Source organism: Microtetraspora malaysiensis (genome assembly GCF_050947145.1).
GTDB classification, from domain to species: Bacteria; Actinomycetota; Actinomycetes; order Streptosporangiales; family Streptosporangiaceae; genus Microtetraspora_A; species Microtetraspora_A malaysiensis.
The window spans coordinates 763,274-777,420 of the sequence record NZ_CP191998.1 but is presented as its reverse complement, the minus strand read 5'-3'; the positions used below and the strand labels follow the sequence as shown (position 1 = coordinate 777,420).

Sequence of the window (14,147 nt, the reverse complement as noted above, 5' to 3'; positions counted from 1 at the left end):
CTGCTTACTGGCTGTTTGCAGCCGCCTCGGCAAGCCACGAAACGACGTCTTCGGCGAGCTGCTCAACCCGGTCGGCGGTCCGCTGCAGCCTCGGCCGCCCCCAGGGGGTGGGGCCCCACTGCCGCTCCAGTCTCCACGGCGGGCCCCCGACTTGGGATTCGGCGATGAAGCAGACATCGTGGTCCAGGACGGCTTCCAGGACGATCCGGCGTCCCCCGGAGGTAGCGGTGGCCATCCAGATGGTCCCGTTCTCCGGAACGAAGCCGTCCTCCCCGTTGGGCTCCCAGCCGTAGTCCCCAAGCGTCACCTCGTCCGCGTCGCGGTCCCAACCCTCGGTCCACGCTTCATAGTGTCCGGCCAGGGCTTCGGCGATCTGCCCCATACAGGACACCATCATCGATCGTGTCTCCTCGTGGTCCCGGCGATGGCGCTCTGAGATCCCGTGGAGCCCCTCCCATCCGAACCGGAACCGAAACCGGTCCCCCCGTCGGCGGAACTCCATCCTGGAGTACCGGCTGAGCCAGGCATGGAGTTCGTCCCGAAAGTCGGCCATGGAGAGCCGCTGGCGCACGGCGAACTCCGTGGCGGCTTCGAGAATATGGCGCAGCGCAGGGAGAGACTTCCCACTCCCTCCGGTCTCCCACAGGGAGAACTCCTCGGCGTCCGCGCGGTGAGTGCCGTCGGGCGGGTAGGGGCCTCGCTGCGGAAGGGCGAGGACGAAGAGGGTCTTGGCCAAGGAGTAGACGTCAGCGCGTTCGCCTCGATCGGCGGGGGAGCCGTTGCGCATCTCAGGGGCAATGAAGTTCGCCGGGCCCAGCTTCTGCCCCGGTCGGGTTAGGCCCACCGGGTGAGCTAAGCGGGTTCGTGGAACGCCGGCGTTCCACGCCGCGATGCCGAAGTCGGCCAGGACCGGGCCATCATTCCACCAGAAGAGGTTGCCCGGCTTGATGTCGCGGTGATAGGTCCCCTGTTCCGCGAGGTCGGCGAGGACACCAGCGAGGAAGGCGACGTGGCTGACAACGTCTCGCAGTGTCGCGTCGTCGCCCAGGCCATCCTGCAAGAGCTGGGCGCGAGGCATGGCGTACCAGGTGGGTTTCCCCGGCTCGGCGTCGTCGATGTCCCATACCGGCAGGATGCCGGGCGTCCCGTTCATCTGGTTCATGTGTACGGCCTCGGCGTAGAAGCGCTGCCGATTCCCGGACACGTGCTTGAGAACACCTTGACGGCTAGTGGCCTTCTCCGCGGCCCTCCTGATGAACTCCTTGCTCGAGCCGAGGACCAGTGGCCCCTCGTCCTGCCACCGGGCAGTTTCGTAGCTCCGCTGAGCACGCGAGCGGCTGCCTCTCCTGCTGCTCATGTCGGGCATGGAAGAACCGTACGACGTGCGTATCAGCGCGTGGTAATCACACCACTGCGCATCCGATGTCCAAGCCGCCCACTGCGGTGACCACGAACGTCACCGGGTTGGTCAGGCAGCTTCGTTGGCGGGTCGTCCCCAGCGGCGTTGTTTCTCGCTGCGGATGCGGGCGCGTTTGCCTCGCTGGGCGGCGAGCACGTCGGGGCGTTGGCGTTGCGCCAGCGCAGGTAGGCCTGCAGTTTGCGGGCCAGCACGGTGTGGTTGGGATAGTTGGCGTTGCCCATTACGAAGCTGCGTAGCGGCCCGAGCTGCGCCTCCATGGGGTTGGCCCAGGAGGCGTAGATCTGCGATCACGGAGAGCCCCGTCCGCTTCGGGGCGTCGAGGCTCCCATGACCTCGGGCTTCAGGCGCTGGAACCGAAGGCGCTCCGTACGTTCACTCTGTCGGCTCCGATCAGGACGAGCAACCCGATGGTCGGCACTCGATAGGTGTCACCGACCTTGATGACGCGGCAGGGAAACTCGTCGCGCTGGACGAGGCGATAGGCAGTGTTACGGCTCAGTCCGAGAGCTCGGGCAGCCGTGAGGAGTGGGATGACGGCGGGCAGCGCCTGGACCTCGGCCAGAGTCAACGGTTTCATTGAGCGCCCTCCTCACGTACCTCTGAAAGGCCCTCCGGCAGTTCATGGCCGTGGTCGGCACGCTGGAGGGCAATGCGGTTGTCCACGGCGCGCATGCACCCTGTACGGACGAGCGCGGGCGTGGCCAAGCCCCGGTGGGCGAGATAGGCCTGGCAGTCGGCGCGGGTCCAGCCGATGGCGAGTAGCGGGAAGACGTTGCGGATGTAGGCGACCTCTGCGGCCCTGGCGCGGTGGGCCTCATCCGTACTGAGGCCGATCGCCTGTTCGGCGTAGACGCCTTCCGGGACGGGACGTGAGTACGGATAGCCCAGGAGCGACCGTATGACCGCTCCGATGGGCCTGATCAGATACACGCAAGCGCATGGCCGCTGGGCCTCACCGTGTTGTCCATCGGAGTGGAGGCCGGACGGCGGCGGGGAGGCGGGCGAGCGATCCAGATCAAGGGCGTCGGGGCGGATGCCCGGAACGGAGACTCGGACGATCGGGATGCCGGCCTCTGCAGCGATCGTTTCCACACGGCCGACATGTCGCATGACTTCTTTCGGCTCACGCCCGGTGTAGGCGAAGATCGCCGCGTCGAAGCGCGGGATCACCCGGTCTGCGGCGAGTAGCAAGAGCGCGGTGGACTTCACTCCCACGCCAAGGGACAGCACCCGCAGGGCGGGCGGACGGAACCGACGGCCGTCGAGAGACCGCGGGCCCCTTCCGGAAAGTGTCATCGGGCACCTCCCTCACCCAGGAAGGACGCGGTGATCTCCCAAAGGACTCGGGCGACGCCGTCGGCACCGTGGGCCACTCGGGGTCGGCTGGGGGTGTTCCAGCCGGAACGGGCGGGACGTTCGGCCACCCGGCGCAGGCCGGCGGCGCGCAGGCTCGTGCCGGGTTCGGTGGCGAGGGTGTAGGTGATCAGTAGGCGGTAGCCCATCGCCCGGGCGGCCCTCCAGGCGGCTGCGAGCAACGCCGAGCAGGCATTGGCCGTGCCGTCGGTGGCCAGCCGGGTGACCTCGATGGTGAACCCGTCGTCGAACGGCCGGGCGACAGGGCGGCCCGCGATGACGACGCCGACGAGGGTGCCATCCTCGGTGGCGACGCCGATCGCGAACGTCGCCCTCTGGGGTGGCGGAAGGTGCCCGTGGGTCCAGGCGACGAACGCCCTGGCGGTTTGCAGCGTGACGGGAATGGACTTCAAACGCTCGCCATTTTCCACACTTTCTTTGAAATTCATCTCCTCCCGCATGGAGGTCTTGCCGTACCGGAACCGGTTGGCTGGTGTGTTTGTCATTCGTTTTCGGGGCGGACTCCTCAGATGGCCACCAGTGCAGCAACGGGCTCTGGCAGGTCACCGGCAACTCCGCAGGTGGCGGCTGTGGCAACTTCCGGCGGCACTGGCAACTCGATTGGCAGGACGGGCATGGAAGCGCGGCACGAAATTGCCGAGAGCCTGCCTGAGATTCCGCCAGTGATTTGCCTGTTCGGTTTTCTAGACAGGGCTGCGACAAGCGAAATCCCTCGCGTAGCGGAGTGGCCCGATGGAATCCGAGATTCACGAAACGGTGCCCGGCCTGTCCCCGATGGACCGCGCTGAGCGTCTCTTCCAGCTCGTCGCGTGCGAGCCGTACGGGCTGGTGATCGACGGCCGGCTCGCGCCCGATCTCCCGCAGCGGCCAGTGCCTCTGACAGAGCTGCGCCGGCTGCTCAACGGTCGCGCGGTGAGCAGCACCACCCGGGATGCCGTGTGGCGAGAGCTGGCCGCCCGGGCCCGGTCCCTTGGCCAGATGTGGGTGATCGGCGCGGTCGGCGTCGCCCTGCCGGAGCTGCGTGACATTACCGGCCGGATCGCCTCCGGCTATCGCGCGGGTGACCCGGATGGCATCGCCCTTATCGGCGGCGAGGCGCTGGTCGCCTTCATCGACGCGGTCCGCACGGTCGACCTCCACGCGCCTGACGTGGCGACTCGTTTGTACGGCCTGGCGCGCCGCGCCGGAGAGCGGGCGCGCAGGGTCGCCGAATCGGAGCCGGACCGCCCGTTTCCCGTCACCGTCTCGGTGCCGCCTCGGCATCTGGATGTCGTCCTCTTCGACGCCACGGAGAAGACCGTCGAGCCGGACCCCGAACTGACCGGCGCCGCGCCACCCCTGTGCGACGCCACCACGACTTCCGCGCGGAGCCGGAACTCCTCAGATATCGAGTCCGAGTTCCATCACCCGAAGGGAGGCCGGGGCACCACCTCCGGCTCCGCGCGGATCTCCACCGCCGACCCGCTGCCGTCCCGCACCCCTGCGAGCAGGCTCACCCCCTCGGGCACGGCGAAGCCGTCCGGCGCCAGGTACCGGGGCCGTCAGCAGGCGATGCCTCCGAAGTCGGCAGGCCCGGAAACGACAGCTCCCGGCCCCCTGAGCACGGAAGCGGCAATACCCAACTTCCGCGGCAGGGCGGCGGCAGGCGCGGCGGCGCTGAGGAATGGCACCGAATGCCCTCCGGCAGGAGCCCTGGAATCCCCAAGCTCAACGTCAGCGCGACCGGAATCCACAGGAGCACCAGCGGCAACGGAGGCAGTAGGCACTCCGGCAGGAGCTGCGGCAACGGGGAGCCACTGGGCCGACCGACGGCAGCGGAGCCGCCGAACCGTCAACTCCTGGCGGCGGAACGGCTCGTTCCTGCTGGTAGCGGTGCTCGTGGGCGCTGTCCTTGTCATGGCGGAGACCGATGTGTTCGCCGTGACCGGGACGAGGGCCGGACCGCCGACCGCTCCCGACCAGCTCGGCAGGGTCTTCGACAACCTCCGGAACTGGCTGATCAGCCTGCTCGCCGCCCTGGCGACGCTCATGCTCACGATCGGCGGCCTGCGCTACCTGATCGCAGGCGGTGACCCGGGTGAAGTGCAGAAGGCCAAGGCCGCGTTCAAGGCGGCAGCGTTCGGTTACGCCCTCGCCGTACTGGCTCCGCTCTTCGTCAACGTGCTCAAGCGCGTGGTCGGCGGGTGACGGCCATGACCTTCCTGTCCACTGCTTCCCGTATCGCCCTCCGCAGGATGGCCGCCGGAGTTGCCGCCTCCTGCGACCGGAGGACGATCCAGTTCCGAGCTGCCGTTCAACCGCTCCGCGATAGCACGACACCTCGTCCCGGAGCGGTATCCGTCCGAGCTGTCGTCCGCTCTGCCGCCCTACGGCATCGCGCGGCTTCGCTGGCGGGTCTCGTTGTCGTTGCCCCCGTACTGACTGCCGCTCCTGCGACGGCGGCGGTTCCCACACCGTCGCCCTCGCCCACTCCCTCTCCGGTCGAACTGCCAGCGCCGCCGACCACGAGCGGAGGGATCGGGTTCGGCCTGGGCGGGTGGATCAGCAACCAGATCAACTCCTGGTTCGCGGACCTGGTCACCTCGGCGATCAGACCGCTGCTGAACGTGCTCGCCGGCACGCTCCTCCACACACCGAGCGTCGAGGGGCAGGACCGGATCCAGGACCTGTGGCAGGCGGTCGCCATCCTCGCGAACGGGGCGTTCGTCGTGCTGGTGGTCGTCGCCGGAGTGCTGGTGATGGGGCACGAGACGGTCCAGACCCGGTACGCGCTCAAGGAGATCGCCCCTCGGCTGGTCGTCGCGTTCCTGGCCGCCAACTTCAGCTTCTTCCTGGCGAGCCAGGCGATCGAGCTGGCCAACGACGTCTCCACCGCACTGCTCGGGCAGGGGTTCGACGCGAGGCGCGCGGCGAACGTGATCCGCGTCATGATCGTTCCGCCGGGCCACTCGCAGATCTTCTACATCCTGCTCGCGCTCGTGTCGGTGATCCTGCTCGTCCTGCTGCTGGTCACGTTCGTGTTCCGGGTGGCCATGACGACGCTGCTGGTCATCGCGGGCCCACTCGCGCTGGCCTGCCTGGCCCTGCCCCAGACCGACGGCCTGGCCAGGTTGTGGTGGCGCGGCTTCTCCGGGCTGCTGATCATCCAGGTCGCCCAGTCGCTGACCCTGGTCACGGCCGTGCGGATCTTCTTCAACCAGGACGGCCGCGAGGTCGTCGGCCTGTTCGGGACCGGGCCGCTCTACAACCTGCTGCTCGTCCTCTGCCTGCTGCTGATCCTGGTGCGCATCCCCGGCTGGGTGTCCCGCGCCGTCTTCGTCCACGGAGGACGCGGGTCGGCGATCGGCCGGATCGTCAAGTACGCCGTCGCGTACAAGCTCACCTCGCCCGTGCTGAACGCGCTTCACCTGGGCCGTGGCAGCAGGGCCGTGAAGGTGGCAGGGGCCAGGGCCGCGGTCGGCAAGGCGCTGCCCGCCCTGGCCGCGGGTCCCGCCGGTACGGCTGCCGCGGGCGCTGCCACGGCGGCAACGGTCGCCCGCCGCGGTGCCGTACCTGCCACCGCCGCTTCCGCCGCTCGTGGCGGCGCCGGACCGGCCAAACACGCCCCGGTCTCGGCCCGCCGTCCGGTACGTGCCAACGACTGGGAGGCCGCGCCCGTCAAGCACGCGCCCTCCGCGCCGGCCATCCGGGGCAAGTACCGGCCCACACCACAGCCATCACGGCCGATCCCGCCGAACACACCGGTCTACGGGTACCCGCGCGGGACCTACTACGCGAACGGCCCGGCCGGGCTCGCCCAGATGTACCGGCTGCGCGAACAGTCAACCAGCGCGTCCGCTTTCCACCGGGCGAGCGAACGTCCGAGCCGCCCAGTCAGGCCGATCGTCTCGCCGGACGCGCCCGTCCCCGGCACCCCGGCGTGGCCGGAGAACCCCGGCGTGGCCCGCCGTACCCCGCCGCCGTCGCGACGCCGTACCCGCCGAGACCGGAAGAAAGGTGATGAGCGATGAGCTGGACGCAGGCCGTTCGCATCCCCGCCGATGTGGAAGCCCCCGACCGGATCCTCGGGTCGTTCACGGCCCGGCAGGTGCTCATCCTCGGCGGAACGGGGGCCGCGCTCTACGCCGCGTACGCCGCGTTCGGGGAGCGTGTTCCGGTCGCCGCGTTCGCGGCGATCGCTCTGCCGGTGGCCGTGGCGGGCGTCCTGCTGGTGGTCGGGCGGCACGACGGCATCCCGCTGGACGTGTACCTGCTGGCCGCGCTCCGGCACGTGCGCGCGCCCAAGCACCTGGTCAGCACGATGGAGGAGGCTCCACAGCCGCCCGCCTGGATCGCCGCCGATCCCGGACCGCTGCCGGCACCGCTGCGCCTTCCCGCGCGCGGGGTGGCGGGAGACGGGCTGATCGATCTCGGGCCGGACGGGGTCGCGGCCGTCGCCGAGGTGTCCACGGTGAGCTTCGCGCTGCGGACTCCTGACGAACAGGACGCGCTGGTCTCGGTGTTCGGGCGCTGCCTCAACTCGCTGTCGGGGCCGGTGCAGATCCTGGTCCGCGCGGAGCGGGTGAATCTGTCCGAGACGATCGACGACCTGCGGCACAGCGCTACTCAGCTCCCGCACCCGGCGCTGGCGCGCGCGGCTCGGGAACACGCGGCGTTCCTCGCCGATCTGTCGACCCGGCACGACCTGCTACGTCGCCAGGTCCTGCTCGTCGTCCGCGAGTCCGCCGCCGGGGCGCAGGGTCGTACGGCTGCCGCCTCGCGGGCGCTGCGCCGGCTGGACGAGGCGTCGCGTGTGCTCGGTGGCTGCGGGCTTGCCGTACGCCTTCTGGACGCCCATGCGGTGGCCGCGCTGCTGGCCTCGTGCTTCGACCCAGCCGCTCCGCCTTTCGCGGACGGCGAGACGGCGATGCCCGGCGACGTGATCGGGGGCCGTCGGTGAAGCTGCGCTTCCGTCGCAAGGTCGCTACTGCTCAGGACGGGTTTGGGCCGGTGTCGGTCGAGGTGCAGCCGCGCCGCCTCCTGCTGGGGTCGGGAGCCTGCGCGACGCTCGCCGTCACCGGGTATCCGCGCGAGGTCACGCCGGGCTGGCTGGAACCGCTGCTCACCTACCCGGGTCGCCTGGACGTCTCGGTCCATGTCGAGCCGGTGCCGTCGCTGGTCGCCTCCGACCGGCTGCGCCGGCAGCTCGCGCGGCTGGAGTCCGGCCTGCGCAGCGACCACGAGCACGGCCGGTTGCTCGACCCGGGCGCGGAGGCGGCGGCCGAGGACGCCCAGGCCCTCGCCTCCCGGATCGCCCGCGGCCAGGCCAAGCTGTTCCGCGCCTCGATCTATCTGACTGTCCACGCGAATACGCCGGAGGAGTTGGACGACGCCTGCGCCCAGGTGCGGGCACTGGCCGCCTCGCTCCTGCTGGACGCCCGGCGGGTCACCTTCCGCCAGCTTCAGGGGTGGGTGTCCTCGCTCCCGCTGGCCTACGACAACCTCGCCACGCGGCGCACGTTCGACACTCCGGCGCTCGCCGCCGCCTTCCCCTTCACCTCTCCGGACCTGACGGCCGACCTCGGCCCGACCGCCGTGCTGTACGGCGCGAACCTGTCGAGCGCGTCCCTGGTCGCCTGGGACCGGTTCGAGCAGGCCAACCACAACTCGGTGATCCTCGCGAGCAGCGGAGCGGGGAAGTCGTATCTGGCCAAGCTGGAGGCGCTGCGCTCCCTGTACGCGGGCGTCGAGGTGGCGGTCATCGACCCCGAGGACGAGTACGCCCGGATGTGCGCGGCGGTCGGAGGCGCCTACCTCCATCTCGGCGCGCCGAAGGTCCGGCTCAACCCCTTCGACCTTCCTCCTGAAGGCCGCCGGGACGGCGATCCGCTCACCCGGCGCGCGCTGTTCCTGCACACGCTGATCTCGGTGATGCTCGGCGAGACGCTGGTCAACGCGAGCAAGGCCGCGCTCGACCGGGGCATCCTGGCGGCCTACCGGCAGGCCGGGATCACGACAGAGCGGCGCACCTGGAACCGCCGCCCGCCGCTCATGCGCGATCTGGTAACCGCGCTTACCGAGGACGCTGACCCCAGGGCGAAGGAGCTGGCCGCCGGGCTCGCGCCGTACGTCACGGGAAGCCACCGGCAGCTCTTCGACGGCCCGACGACGACCCGGCCTGACTCGCACCTGATCGTCTTCTCACTGCGGGATCTGCCCGAGGAGCTGAAGGCTGTGGGCACCCTGCTCACGCTCGACGCGGTCTGGCGGCGCGTCTCCGACCCGCGTGACCGGCGCCCGCGCCTGGTGGTGGTCGACGAGGCCTGGCTGCTCATGAAGGATCCCGAGGGCGCGAAGTTCCTGCTGCGGATGGCCAAGGCCGCGCGTAAGCACTGGGCGGGCCTTTCGGTCGTCACTCAGGACGCGGGCGACCTGCTCGGCAGCGACGTCGGCCAGGCCGTGATCGCCAATTCCACCACGCAGATCCTGCTGCGGCAGGCGCCCCAGGCCATCGACAAGGTCACCGACGCCTTCGGCCTGTCCGACGGTGAGCGGCAACTGCTGCTGTCGGCCGAGCGAGGCATGGGCCTCCTGGCGGCCGGGCAGCAGCGGGTGGCCTTCCAGGTGATCAGTAGCCCGTGGGAGCACTCGATGGTCACGAGTGACCCGCAGGAGCTGGCCGACTACGAGGAGGCGGACCTGTGATCGCATTTCGGCTCGCCGACGCGGAGGCGGGTGGTTTCCGGTGATCCGCGACCTTCTCAACGACCCGGACGCATTCGTCGATCAGCTCGTCTCCTGGTCCAGGGCACATGTGTGGCAGGTCGTCGTCTGGGTCACGGCCGCCGAGCTCGTGCTGATCACGCTCAGGCTGCTGCTTGTACGGCTCCGCCATCGCCGGCTGGCCGACGGCGCGAGGTGCGTCGAGATCTTCGCCCCGCCCGTGGCGGACATGGCGGGCGCCGAGGCTCTGTGGGGGAACCTGATCGGGCTGCTCCACCCCGCGTGGAAGCGCGTTCTGCTCGGCCGGCCGCATCTGGCCTTTGAGTACGCCTTCGGCGTCGACGGCGTGCGCATCCGAATGTGGGTGCCCGGTGTGGTCCCGCGGGACCTGGTGGAGCACGCCGTCGAGTCGGCCTGGCCGTCGGCGCGTACCGCCGTCGTCGACGCCGCCCCGCCCGTGCCGCTCGACGGGCAGGCTGTCGGTGGCCGGTTCGTCCTCGCCCGCAGCGAGAGACTGCCGATCAAGCACGACCATGACGGCGACCCGCTCCGCGCGCTCGTCGGCGCGGCCGTCGGTATGCCGGTCTGGCAGCACGCCTGCGTCCAGGTCCTCGCCCGTCCGGTCACCGGGCGCCGTCTCTCCCCCGCGTCGTCGGCGCCGGTACGGCTGCTGCGCGCCGTGCTGGATCTCGTCGCGCCTGGGCCGACGCATCCGCGGACCTACCCAAGGGATCACACGGCACGGCTGGAGGAGTCGGCCGAGGCACGGGCGATACGCGACAAGGCGCACCGGCCGCGCTACGAGGTGCAGGTCCGCTATGCCGTACAGGCCGACGAGGCAGTCTTCGCCGACCGGCAGATCCAGGAATCGGCGCTGACGGTCCGGCGAAAGGCGATCGATGGCCGGGCGCACGCGCTGGCGTCGGCGTTCGCCCTCTACAGCGGACACAACCGGCTGGAACGCCGCCGAATCCTCTCCCCCGCGCATGCACTCGCCGCGCGGAGGCTCGGCCGCGGCTTCCTGCTCTCGGTTCCCGAGCTGGCCGCCCTCGCGCACCTGCCCCTGGACGCCGCCGTACCGGGACTCGCGCGGGCCGGGGCCAACGCCGTCCCGCCCTCACCGGCCATCGCGCGCGGAGGGCCGGAGGCCAAGGTCCTCGGCTTCGCCGACGCCGGGCACCAGGGGCCGGTCGCCCTGCGGGTCGCCGACTCCTGCCACCACGTGCACGTGCTCGGCCCGAACGGCACCGGAAAGTCCACGCTGCTCGCGCAGATGATCCTGTCCGACATCCAGGCCGGGCGCGGGACCGTGGTCATCGAGGCCAAGGGAGACCTGGTCCGCGACCTTCTCGGCCTCATACCGCCGGAAGCGGCGGGCAAGGTCGTGCTGATCGACCCCGACGACCGCCACCCCGCCCCCTCGCTCAACGCGCTCGGCGGCCGGGACACCGACATGGCCGTGGACAACCTGGTCGGCATCTTCCACACGATCTACGCCGACTCATGGGGGCCCCGGACCGACGACATCCTGCGCGGCTGCGCGCTCACCCTCGCCAGGAGCGGCGGCACACTCGCCGACATCCCCGAACTGCTCACCGACTCCATCCACCGGCGGCGGATCACCTCGGCCGTGAAGGACCCGGTACTGCGCGGCTTCTGGAACTGGTACGAGAGCCTGTCCGAGCAGGCCCAGGCCGGCGTCACCGCGCCGATCATGAACAAGCTGCGGGCGTTCCTGCTCCGGCCGTTCGTCCGCGACGTGCTCGGCTCGGCGACCTCCACGTTCGACCTGGACGGCATCCTGGACGGCGGCATCCTGCTCGTCCGGTTGCCCAAGGGCGTGCTCGGGGACGACACCGCTCGGCTGCTCGGCTCGGTCATCCTCGCCCAGGTCTGGCAGGCCGCCGCGCGCCGGGCCAAGCTCGGTCGAGCCCGCGGGCACGCCGCCCTGTACGTGGACGAGTGCCACAACTTCCTCACCCTCCCGCACGCGCTGTCGGACATGCTCGCCGAGGCCCGCGCGTACCGGATGTCCCTGGTCCTCGCCCACCAGCACCTCGCGCAGCTCCCCCGCGAACTGCGCCAGGCCGTCTCCTCCGACGCCCGGAACAAGATCTATTTCTCGCTCTCACCACAGGACGCCCGCGAGGCCGAGCACCACTTCACCCCTCACCTCACCGCCCACGACCTGGCGAACCTCGACGCGTTCCAGGCCGCCGCGCGGCTCGTCGTCCGCTCCGCCGAAGCTCCGCCGTTCACGCTGCGCACCCGACCACTGCCCGAACCCTCCCGCGACGTCGCCCGGCGAATCCGGGCCGACGCCGCCCAGGCGCACGGACGTACGGCCGCCGCCTCCACACCCAAGCCGGAAGACCCCCGGCTCTCACCCCAAGGAGATGACCGATGACCAGATCCCGATTCAGCCCTGCCGTGCTCGCCGCCCTGGCCGTACGGATCACCCACCGCGATCGCAGGATCCTGCGCGCGGTGTGGGACCACCGCGTCCTGACCTCCCAGCAGATCACGAAGCTCTTCTTCGACACCGACACCGCGACCCGCAAGAGGTTGCTGACCCTGCACCACATGGGGCTGCTGGAGCGGTTCCGCCCCAACCGGCCGATCGGCATGGGCGCCGCGCCGTACCACTACGTTCTGGGCGCGGCCGGTGCGGCCGTACTGGCCGCGGAGGACGGCGTGGACTTCCCGGCGTTCGGCTACCGCCGGGACCGCGCGCTCGGCATCGCACTCAACCAGCGGCTCGCGCACACCGTCGGTGTGAACGACTTCTACGCCGATCTGTCCTGGCATGCCCGGCGGCAGGAGAACTCCTGCCTGGTGACATGGTGGCCCGAGAATCGCTGCGGCGCGATGTGGGGCGAGACCGCCAGGCCCGACGGGTACGGCCGGTGGGCCGAGAACGGTCACAGCCTGGACTTCTTCCTCGAATTCGACACCGGCACCGAACCGCTCGACCGGGTCGCCGCCAAGCTGAGCGGGTACGCGGCGCTGGCCCGCAGCAGCACGATCATCACGCCGGTGCTGTTCTCCGTCCACAGCGCCCGCCGCGAGGTGAATCTCCGCAAGCGGCTGCTCGGCCATCAGGCCGCAGCGCTCGTTCCCATCGCCACGGCGTCCCGGGCCTTGCTCTTCGACGACGACGGACCGGCCGGTGCGCTGTGGCTTCCCCTGGAAGCCGGAGGGCCGCGGCTGCGCCTAGCCGAGCTCTCGTCGCATTGGCCGCACCTCGGGCGGCGCGAAGCCGCTGAGCCCCCCGAGGGGAGCCGCCGGTGATCGCGGACGCGGGCCTCGCCAAGGTCATCGCCGCCGGAGGCGGGCTGATCTCGTGCGTCGCCCTGCTGGCCGGCGTCGCGGGAGGCGCACAGCGTGCGGCGCTGTCCGCCCGGCCCGACCAACTCGCCGCAGCCGTATGCGCTTACGCGGGCGGCCGAGCCGCCCTTGCCGACAGCGGGGGGCTCGGCCAGGCGCGACAGCTGGGGCTTACAGGTAGGCAAGCCGCGAACGCCAAGGCCATCATCGATGTGGCCGCCGAACTGGGGCTGCCCAAGCGCGCCGCCGTCATCGGCGTGGCGGCCGCGCTGCAGGAAAGCGGACTCGACGAGAGCACCGTGGGCGACCACGGCCGCGCCTTCGGCCTCATGCAGCAGCACCCCGAATACGGCTGGGGCAGCCGGGAGCAGGTAACCGACCCCCGCTACGCCGCCCGCGCGTTCTTCTCCCGCCTCACGGAGGTGGAGGGCTGGACGGGAAAGCCGCTCACCGTCGTAGCCCAGGCCGTCCAGCGCTCTGCCCACCCGGAGGCGTACGCCAGGCACGAGGGTCGCGCGGGGCGGATCGTCACCGCTCTCACGTCGACAGCCGGGACGCGTGACGACGTGCCGAAATCCGTAGACGACCGAGCGGATTTGGGCGACAGCATCGAGGTCGCCGCGTCTCTCGGGGTGCCACTGGAGGTCCTCGTGGACGAGGTCTCCGTGAATAGCTCTGATGCGGACAAGGAGCGGGCCACGGAGATCGTGATAGCGGTCGCACGGGACCTGTGTGACGCGCTCTCGGCGGCTGAGCCCGCAGGTCCCGACCTCACCTCCGCCTCGGCGCGGGGCCTGGAGGTCGTACGCGCCGCGCTGGCGATGCGTGGCATCCCGTACTCCTGGGGCGGCGGAGGCCCAAACGGCCCGAGTTACGGCATCGGCCGCGGCGCCAGGACCAAGGGGTTCGACTGCTCAGGGCTGACCGAATACGCATGGGCCAAGGCCGGAGTGCGGATCGGGACCACCACCTACGAGCAGTGGCGGGCAGGGGTACGCGTGCCGCGCTCCCAAGTCCAGCCGGGCGACCTGCTCTTCTACGAGACCGACTCATCCATCCCCGGCCCCGACCATGTCGGCATCGCGATCGACGCCACCCGCATGGTCCACGCGCCCTTCACCGGCAGCACCGTGCGTATCGACACCTGGGCGGGCGTACCAAGCCGGGAACGACAGTTCGCCGGCGCCGTCCGGCCCTCGTGACACCGAACCCCGAGCAACCGCACCGCGGTTGAGCTCCCGCCGCTGCCAGTTCTGGCAGCGGCCGGCCCCGCACGCCTGGATCCGGCGACTCTCCGCGCTCAACAGATCTCGCTTCGCATTCA

General features: G+C 70.6%; 11 protein-coding genes and 1 pseudogene. 7 read left to right on the top strand and 5 right to left on the bottom strand.

Annotation, left to right across the window (positions count from 1 at the left end; all coding sequences use genetic code 11):
* Nucleotides 1-4: 4 nt before the first annotated feature.
* From ACQP1V_RS03825 to ACQP1V_RS03805, 5 genes and pseudogenes are all read right to left on the bottom strand, one after another.
* Nucleotides 5-1,366 carry a hypothetical protein gene (locus ACQP1V_RS03825; RefSeq protein ID WP_433418835.1) on the bottom strand — a complete coding sequence of 454 codons (1,362 nt, stop codon included), beginning with the start codon at nt 1,364-1,366 and terminating at the stop codon, nt 5-7.
* A 102-nt stretch (nt 1,367-1,468) separates the two neighbouring features.
* Nucleotides 1,469-1,698 (bottom strand): annotated as a pseudogene (locus ACQP1V_RS03820) (IS630 family transposase); the annotation flags it as partial.
* Nucleotides 1,699-1,760: 62 nt separating this feature from the next.
* The gene (locus ACQP1V_RS03815) at nt 1,761-1,997 is read right to left on the bottom strand and encodes a helix-turn-helix domain-containing protein (protein ID WP_433418834.1); all 237 of its coding nucleotides are present in this window, start codon (nt 1,995-1,997) and stop codon (nt 1,761-1,763) included.
* Nucleotides 1,994-2,629, bottom strand: a complete 636-nt coding sequence (locus ACQP1V_RS03810; RefSeq protein ID WP_433418832.1) for a hypothetical protein — start codon at nt 2,627-2,629, stop codon at nt 1,994-1,996. Before ACQP1V_RS03810 ends, ACQP1V_RS03815 begins: the two co-directional genes overlap by 4 nt.
* Nucleotides 2,630-2,712: 83 nt before the next feature.
* Complete coding sequence (locus tag ACQP1V_RS03805; protein WP_433418831.1) at nt 2,713-3,186, bottom strand: XF1762 family protein; 474 nt, start codon at nt 3,184-3,186, stop codon at nt 2,713-2,715.
* A gap of 340 nt (nt 3,187-3,526) precedes the next feature.
* Here ACQP1V_RS03805 and ACQP1V_RS03800 point away from each other — a divergent pair, with 340 nt between their 5' ends.
* The 7 genes from ACQP1V_RS03800 (at nt 3,527) to ACQP1V_RS03770 (ending at nt 14,025) form a co-directional block, all read left to right on the top strand.
* Complete coding sequence (locus ACQP1V_RS03800; protein ID WP_433418829.1) at nt 3,527-4,981, top strand: hypothetical protein; 1,455 nt, start codon at nt 3,527-3,529, stop codon at nt 4,979-4,981.
* A 419-nt stretch (nt 4,982-5,400) separates the two neighbouring features.
* The gene (locus tag ACQP1V_RS03795) at nt 5,401-6,804 is read left to right on the top strand and encodes a conjugal transfer protein TrbL family protein (RefSeq protein WP_433418827.1); all 1,404 of its coding nucleotides are present in this window, start codon (nt 5,401-5,403) and stop codon (nt 6,802-6,804) included.
* The gene (locus ACQP1V_RS03790) at nt 6,801-7,733 is read left to right on the top strand and encodes a PrgI family protein (RefSeq protein ID WP_433418825.1); all 933 of its coding nucleotides are present in this window, start codon (nt 6,801-6,803) and stop codon (nt 7,731-7,733) included. Before ACQP1V_RS03795 ends, ACQP1V_RS03790 begins: the two co-directional genes overlap by 4 nt.
* On the top strand, nt 7,730-9,478 hold the full coding sequence (locus ACQP1V_RS03785; RefSeq protein ID WP_433418823.1) for a VirB4 family type IV secretion system protein: 1,749 nt from the start codon (nt 7,730-7,732) through the stop codon (nt 9,476-9,478). Before ACQP1V_RS03790 ends, ACQP1V_RS03785 begins: the two co-directional genes overlap by 4 nt.
* Nucleotides 9,479-9,518: 40 nt before the next feature.
* Nucleotides 9,519-11,903: a type IV secretory system conjugative DNA transfer family protein gene (locus tag ACQP1V_RS03780; RefSeq protein WP_433418821.1), complete on the top strand. Its 2,385-nt coding sequence runs from the start codon at nt 9,519-9,521 to the stop codon at nt 11,901-11,903.
* On the top strand, nt 11,900-12,787 hold the full coding sequence (locus ACQP1V_RS03775; protein ID WP_433418819.1) for a replication-relaxation family protein: 888 nt from the start codon (nt 11,900-11,902) through the stop codon (nt 12,785-12,787). Before ACQP1V_RS03780 ends, ACQP1V_RS03775 begins: the two co-directional genes overlap by 4 nt.
* On the top strand, nt 12,784-14,025 hold the full coding sequence (locus tag ACQP1V_RS03770) for an NlpC/P60 family protein (RefSeq protein ID WP_433418818.1): 1,242 nt from the start codon (nt 12,784-12,786) through the stop codon (nt 14,023-14,025). Before ACQP1V_RS03775 ends, ACQP1V_RS03770 begins: the two co-directional genes overlap by 4 nt.
* Nucleotides 14,026-14,147 lie beyond the last annotated feature (122 nt).